The 6650-nt window shown below is 43.9% G+C and carries 6 protein-coding genes; all 6 read right to left on the bottom strand.

The window, feature by feature from the left end; genetic code table 11:
- Positions 1-137: 137 nt before the first annotated feature.
- The 6 genes from ACTJKA_RS17505 to proG all read right to left on the bottom strand — a co-directional run bounded on the left by ACTJKA_RS17505 (position 138) and on the right by proG (position 6526).
- Positions 138-1757 (bottom strand): peptide ABC transporter substrate-binding protein, encoded by a 1620-nt coding sequence (locus ACTJKA_RS17505; protein ID WP_008346227.1) that lies wholly within the window; start codon positions 1755-1757, stop codon positions 138-140.
- Positions 1754-2767, bottom strand: coding sequence for an ABC transporter ATP-binding protein (locus ACTJKA_RS17500; protein WP_008346229.1), 1014 nt, complete (start codon positions 2765-2767; stop codon positions 1754-1756). Before ACTJKA_RS17500 ends, ACTJKA_RS17505 begins: the two co-directional genes overlap by 4 nt.
- A 7-nt stretch (positions 2768-2774) precedes the next feature.
- A complete protein-coding gene (locus tag ACTJKA_RS17495) occupies positions 2775-3737 on the bottom strand; it encodes an ABC transporter permease (protein WP_008346230.1) in 963 nt (320 codons plus the stop codon).
- Entirely contained in the window at positions 3734-4669 is a 936-nt protein-coding gene (locus tag ACTJKA_RS17490; RefSeq protein ID WP_008346233.1) for an ABC transporter permease, read from the bottom strand. The genes ACTJKA_RS17495 and ACTJKA_RS17490 overlap by 4 nt, the downstream gene beginning before the upstream one ends.
- An 18-nt stretch (positions 4670-4687) precedes the next feature.
- The gene (locus ACTJKA_RS17485; protein WP_008346235.1) at positions 4688-5512 is read right to left on the bottom strand and encodes a M55 family metallopeptidase; all 825 of its coding nucleotides are present in this window, start codon (positions 5510-5512) and stop codon (positions 4688-4690) included.
- Between the two features lie 189 nt (positions 5513-5701).
- Positions 5702-6526: a pyrroline-5-carboxylate reductase ProG gene (proG, locus tag ACTJKA_RS17480; protein WP_350385177.1), complete on the bottom strand. Its 825-nt coding sequence runs from the start codon at positions 6524-6526 to the stop codon at positions 5702-5704.
- Between the last annotated feature and the right edge of the window lie 124 nt (positions 6527-6650).

Here is a 6650-nt window from a genome sequence, read left to right as displayed (position 1 = left end):
CTAGGAAGGACGAGCATCGGCGCGGAGCGAATTTGACATTCGTGAGCACCGAAGCGCAGGACTGACACCGAATGCGAGGGTTTGTCTACACGCTGAGACGCTTTTTTCAAAGCGTCCCGTTCTCTCATTTTTTTCATTTACTCTCCATCTACCTGTGCCCATTTCAAATCAATGTAACCAACAGGATGGCGGACAATGCCCTTTACGCCTTCTTTTTGTAAATAGACTTGGTTATAAAAATGAATGGGAATGATCGGTGCTTCTTCCATCAGAAGTGCCTCGGCATCATGCAGCATACGATTTCTCTTTTGTTCATCTGCTTCTTGACTCGCCTTTTTGATCAGCTGATCATACGTATCATTTGACCAACCTGTCCGGTTCATCGCATTTCCTGTTTGGAAGCTCTCTAAGAAATTGATTGGGTCTGCATAGTCAGCTAGAAATGAACTTTGCGAGAATTGGAATTTGAGTGCCTTTTGATCTTCTGCAAACACATTTGCTTCCATGTTTGCAAGCTTCACGTCTACCCCTAGCGCTTCTTTTAATTGCTGCTGAATGGCTTCTGCTTTTTTCTTATTTTCAGGCTTTGTACTATATGTTAATGTGACGGGCGGCAGCTTTGAATAGTTCTCTTCTTTCAACCCTTTTTCTAATAGTTTTACGGCTTCACTCGTATCATGTTTGACAAGGTCGCCGCCAGCTTCTCTGAAATCTTCACCCTTTGAATCTAAAATTCCTGGTGAAACGAAGGCACGTGCTGGCTTCTCTTCATTTTTCGTCACATACTTTACAATATCCTGAGGGTTGATCGCCATTTGAAAGGCTTTGCGAATGTTCTTATTTTGAAAAGGCTCCATGTTGACATTCAGGCGATAAAAAAACAGCCCTGCTTGATCCTCAATTTGCACATCTTTGCTTTTTAACAGGTCTTCACTTTGTTCTGCCGGAACGAAGGCCGTATCTAAATCTCCTGATTGATACATTTGGTAATCTGTGTTTCGGTCACTGATCATGAGCCATTTCACTTGATCTAGCTTGACCGTTTGTTTGTCCCAATACGTGTCACTTTTTTCCATTGTAAAGCTTTCATCATGCTTCCACTCTGTCAGCTTAAACGGTCCATTACCGACAAAGGTTTTCGCATCCTTGGCCCAGTTCGGGTCCTTCTCCGCTACCTTCTCATTCACCGGGAAAAAGGCAGGGTTTGCGGTCATATTTAAGAAAGATTTCTGCGGGTATGCTAGCTTGACCTCTAGCGTTTGATCATTAACAGCCTTGACTTTTACATCTTCTTTCTTCCCTTTTCCGCTGTTAAACGCTTCGCCTCCTTCAATCATATAAGCTAAGAATGCCGCAGAAGAGCCCGTCTTTGGATCTAGCAGCCGCTTCCACGCATATTCAAAGTCACTTGCTTTGACTGGATCACCATTTGACCACTTAATCCCATCCCTTAAATGGAACGTGTACGTTTTTCCGTCCTTTGAGATGTCCCATTTTTCCGCCATGGCAGCAGATGGTTCGTGCTTTTCATTCAGTCTTGTTAATCCTTCCATTAAGTTATTGAGCCCTTGCCAGGACACATTATTAAAACCAATAGGCGGATCAAATGATGTCGGTTCGTTTTCATTATTTAATGTTAAAACTTTCTCTTCGCCCTTGCTTGAAGATCCTTTGCCTGCTTGCTCATTGGCTGTACATCCTGCAAGCAGCATCACTGCGATAAAGCACATACTGAGAATCCAACCTGTTTTTCTCATGAAAAACTCCCCCTTTGTGTTGAAGATAAAACCGTTTGCTTCGCTCGTTCATCTTGGAGCCAGCAATGTACTGCATGTGTAGGTGAACGCTGCGTTTCATGCGGCATGATATGATCACACACTTTCATCGCAGACGGGCATCGATCGGTATATGGACATCCTTTTGGCGGGGCAAATAAATCAGGCGGGCTTCCTTCAATAGGAATGAGTTCATCTTTCATATCCAGCCTTGGAACGGATTGCAGTAGCCCTTTTGTATAGGGATGCTGCGGACTGTAAAAGATATCTCGCCTTGTCCCAACTTCAACGATTTTCCCCCCGTACATGACGGCCACTCGATCAGCGACTTGTGCTACGACCCCTAGGTCATGTGTGATTAAAATAATCGTCACGCCTGTTTTTTTCTGAATCTCTTTAAATAGTTCTAAAATCTGCGCCTGTATGGTGACATCTAGTGCAGTTGTCGGTTCATCTGCAATCAGCACCTTCGGCTCACAAATAAGAGCCATTGCAATCATGAGCCGTTGCCTCATGCCGCCGCTGAACTGATGCGGATATTGCTTCAGCCTCTCTTTCGGCTGCGGAATCCCCACCAAATCAAGCATACGAAGCGCCTCTTCTTTCACTTCTTTTTTTGTCAGCTTCTGATGCACTTTTGCAGCCTCCATCAGCTGATCTCCAATTGTCAGCGTCGGGTTGAGTGCCGTCATAGGATCTTGAAAAATCATGGAGATATCGACACCACGTATGCTGCGCATGTCTTTTTCAGATAATGACAGCAAGTTGCGATCACGAAACCAAATTTCCCCTTGATCGACTTGTGCGCTGTATGCAGGGAGAAGCCGCATGATACTTTGAGACGTCACACTTTTTCCGCAGCCTGATTCTCCGACAATGGCGAGGGTTTCTTTTTCATACACATCCACATTCACTCCGCGTACCGCTTGAACAGAACCGCCATATGTCCGAAAGCTGACATGCAGATCGATAATCCGAAGCATTTTTCTCATAGCGCCATCACCTCTTCATCTTTGGATCAAGCGCATCTTGCAAGCCATCACCTAAATTATTAAAACAAAACATCGTCAGCGAAATAAAAAATGCCGGAAAGAATAAACGCCACCAGTGACCATTATCTGACAGCACTGTCGGCAAGGCATCATTGGCCATCACACCCCAGCTTGCAAACGGCGCTTGAATCCCTAAACCGAGAAAACTTAAGAATGCTTCAGCAAAAATCGCTGTCGGTACAGTTAGCGTCATCTGGACAATAATTGGTCCCATCGTATTCGGCAGTAAATTTCTGCGGATGATGCGCAAACTTTTTGCGCCAAAGGTTTTCGAGGCAAGGACATATTCTTGGCTTTTCAGCTGAAGGACTTGACCTCTCACGATTCTTGCCATCCCGATCCAGCCTGTGACAGTGAGCGCCACAATAATAGTGACAAGCCCAGGCCCCATCAGAACCATCAATAAAATGACGACAAGTAAATACGGCAGACCGTAAAGCACCTCGACGATCCGCATCATGACATGGTCATACTTCCCGCCCTTATATCCTGCAATACCGCCATAGATGACACCGATCGCAAAATCAATGAGAGCGGCCATCACGCCCACAAATAACGAAATGCGTGCGCCATACCAAGTACGTGTAAACACATCACGTCCAAGCTCATCTGTTCCAAACCAGTGAGCAGCTGACGGCGGCAAGTTTTGCATGGAAAGCCGCTGTTCTGTCACACTATTCGGCGCAAGGAGTGGACCTAATACAGCCATGACGAAAAGAAAAATCAGCACCGATAAACTAAACATAGCGAGTTTATTTTGTTTTAACCGTCGCCAAGTATCTGCCCAATACGAAAGTGAGGGTCTTTTAATGGCATGGACTTCAGATGTCTTTTGTTCTTTAGGCGCAAACCATTCATCTGGCACTTCATGCGCTTGATTCATTTGATCATGCTGAAGGTGTATACTCATGCCTTTCCTCCTTTCTGATGCAGCTGGATCCTTGGATCAAGCAGACGATATGTCACATCTACAATGAAAAGAAGGGTAATTAAGATGATGCTGTAAAAAACAGTGGTTCCCATGATGACAGGATAGTCACGGTTATTAATACTCTCGACAAAGTATTTTCCCATTCCAGGGATCGCAAATATTTTTTCAATCACAAAACTGCCAGTTAAAATACTTGCGACAAGCGTGCCAAGGATCGTGACAACAGGTAAAAGTGCATTCCGCAGGGCATGTTTAAACACAATTTTATAAGGGGAAAGTCCTTTCGCTTTTGCAGTTCGAATATAGTCCTGCGACAGCACTTCAATCATGCTCGATCTCGTTAACCGGGCAATGATCGCCATTGGACCTACCGCCAGTGCAATGGTAGGAAGCACCATATGCATTGGACTTGTCCACATCGCTGTAGGAAAGAGCTTTACATTCACAGCAAGCTGCTGAATTAATAAGGTAGCAAAGATAAAGTTTGGTATGGATATACCGAAAACAGCAATCGTCATGGCGATATAATCAATCAAGCCATTATGCCGGAGGGCAGCCATGATTCCGAGCAAGATACCGGAGATGACAGCAATCAAAATAGAGATAAGACCAAGTTCTAATGAGACTGGAAAACCTCTCGCCAATAAATCATTGACACTTTCAGAAGGCTTTTTAATGGAAGGACCAAAATCAAAAGTAACGATGGATTTTAAATAGATCATATATTGAACATAGAGTGGTTCGTCTAAGTGATAGTAGCTTTCGAGGTTTCGCTGGACAGTTTCGTTTGTATTTCGTTCTTCATTGAAGGGCGATCCTGGGATGACCTTCATTAAAATAAACGTTAAAGTTGTGATGGTTAAAATCGTGGCTATCATGGCAATCAAACGCTTGAGCAAAAAGCTGGCCATCTGCTGTCTCCCCCTCGCTTAACAAAATGTTGTACGTGCGGCAAGCTCTGTCATGACAAGCATAGCTTGGTAGGCTTCTAATATATTCTCTGCTTGGTACGTCACCGTTGTTGTCCCTTCGATGATGGCCGTACCCGGCATTAAATTCGCCCATTCGGCTTGTCCATAATTGGCAAACTCGATTTTCAGCACTGGCTGCTCAGGAGGCGTGAGCGGCTTCATTTGATGAATTTGTTTCATGGCAGCTTCCACTTGCTGCGAGATGAGGGTGCTCACTTTCGCTGGTGTTAAGCATTTCACAGCAGATCTTGAAATGGTTTCTTTCACCGCCACTGTTTTCACGCCAGGCATTAACTTTTCTGCTTCAAGTGCCGCTTGATCGTCTCCGCATACAAGAATGACCGGAACACCATAATAGCCTGCGACATACGCATTAAAGCCCATTTCACCAATCGGATGATCATTTATGTAAAAATGTCTGACACCAAAAATCATACTGTGAGACATCACACCTTTCATTGATGCCCTCGCATGGTAGCCTAAAAAAACAGCGGCATCATACGTTTGATCTAATCCTTGGACCATTGAATAAGGCTTTACATCACCTGATATGAGAGATGCTTCCTCATGCAATTCTTCAATCAACAGATTATTCATTTTAGAATGGCTATCATTCACTAAAATATCGGTCGCCCCATGTGTAAGAAGAGCTTCTACACAGGCGTTCACTTCACCTGTCATGATTTTTCTCCCGCGCTCATAATTGTGCTGGCGGCTATCAACAAATGTATGATCAGCTAGACCAGTAATTCCCTCCATATCGACTGATAAATAGAGCTTCATCCCCATCCCCCTTTAATTAAACTTAAAATTTGTGTATATTTTTCTAAATTTTCTAAAAAATTATATGAGAACTTGATTGATTTTTCAATACAATGTCTGAAAATAAGGAAATTAGACTCAGGTAATACAGGTCAAAAGCATTGATGCGAAAGGATTTATTTTACAGAAAAAACACCACTAGCTATGTCTTTAGTGGTGTTTGTCTGCTTCATCGATTTGCGATTTTAGCTGCGCATATTTTTTCATCGTTTGTGTAAACAAGTCATCGAACATTTGCGGTGCCTGCTGCTGAATGACTGCAGCGCCCTCTCCTGTAATCCCGCCTTTTGTTGCGACCCTGTTCACCGTTTCAGCAAATGTCAGTCCTCGTTCAACAAGAACCTGACCTGTTCCTAGAAGCGCATATGTTAAAAATTCATAGGCTTCTTCTAAAGACAGCTCACTATTCCGAACAGCGGCTCTCGCCATTTCTTCAAAGATTGCTGCAATAAAGCCCGGAGAAGAGCTTGTCAAATTACTCGCCGCATCAAACCGGTCCTCTTCCACTTCCCTGACGATACTAAAAGCTGAAAGCAGGTGGTGGAGCCGTTCTTGCGCCTCCTGCCCAGCGGTTTCACCATGCGCCACAAGGGATACACCCGTTCCTACGGCTGATGTCAAAGTGGGAATGTATCTAGACACCGGCTGATTCGTATGTTGCATTAATTTGTCTAACGTGACAGCCGCTGCCACTGATACGATATGAAGAGATGTCTTTGCGGGGCTCAGCTGATCTAAGACATCAAGTACAGCAAGCGGTGGTACACAAACAAACACGACATCACATGATGCAGAGATGTCATCTAAAGAGCAAATGTTGACATGCTGGTTCTTCTCTTTCAGCTGTTGCAGCCGCTCCGTTTCACTTCTTGTATGGATCATAAACTGACTGGCATGAAGTACTCCTTTATCCAGCCATTTTTGTACCATCATATCTGCCATGCTTCCATATCCAATGATTCCAATAGTCACCACAGTTTAATCTCCTCTATTTTGCTTAGATTCACTACTTATTTTAACAATTTCCCACAATGTTTTCATTTTTATCCCACACTTTTTTCTTACGATAAAGTCAGTATCCATCACATACAGTCAATCA

Source organism: Bacillus sp. 22190 (genome assembly GCF_052045575.1).
GTDB classification, from domain to species: Bacteria; Bacillota; Bacilli; order Bacillales; family Bacillaceae; genus Bacillus; species Bacillus altitudinis.
Note: the sequence above shows the minus strand (reverse complement) of the source record. Positions and strands in the feature narration are given on the sequence as shown.

Bases quoted from the DNA above. Each gene is read 5' to 3' on its own strand.
- ACTJKA_RS17505 (WP_008346227.1), bottom strand. From the start codon at position 1,757: ATGAGAAAAACAGGTTGGATTCTCAGTATGTGCTTTATCGCAGTGATG.
- ACTJKA_RS17500 (WP_008346229.1), bottom strand. From the start codon at position 2,767: ATGAGAAAAATGCTTCGGATTATCGATCTGCATGTCAGCTTTCGGACA.
- ACTJKA_RS17495 (WP_008346230.1), bottom strand. From the start codon at position 3,737: ATGAGTATACACCTTCAGCATGATCAAATGAATCAAGCGCATGAAGTG.
- ACTJKA_RS17490 (WP_008346233.1), bottom strand. From the start codon at position 4,669: ATGGCCAGCTTTTTGCTCAAGCGTTTGATTGCCATGATAGCCACGATT.
- ACTJKA_RS17485 (WP_008346235.1), bottom strand. From the start codon at position 5,512: ATGAAGCTCTATTTATCAGTCGATATGGAGGGAATTACTGGTCTAGCT.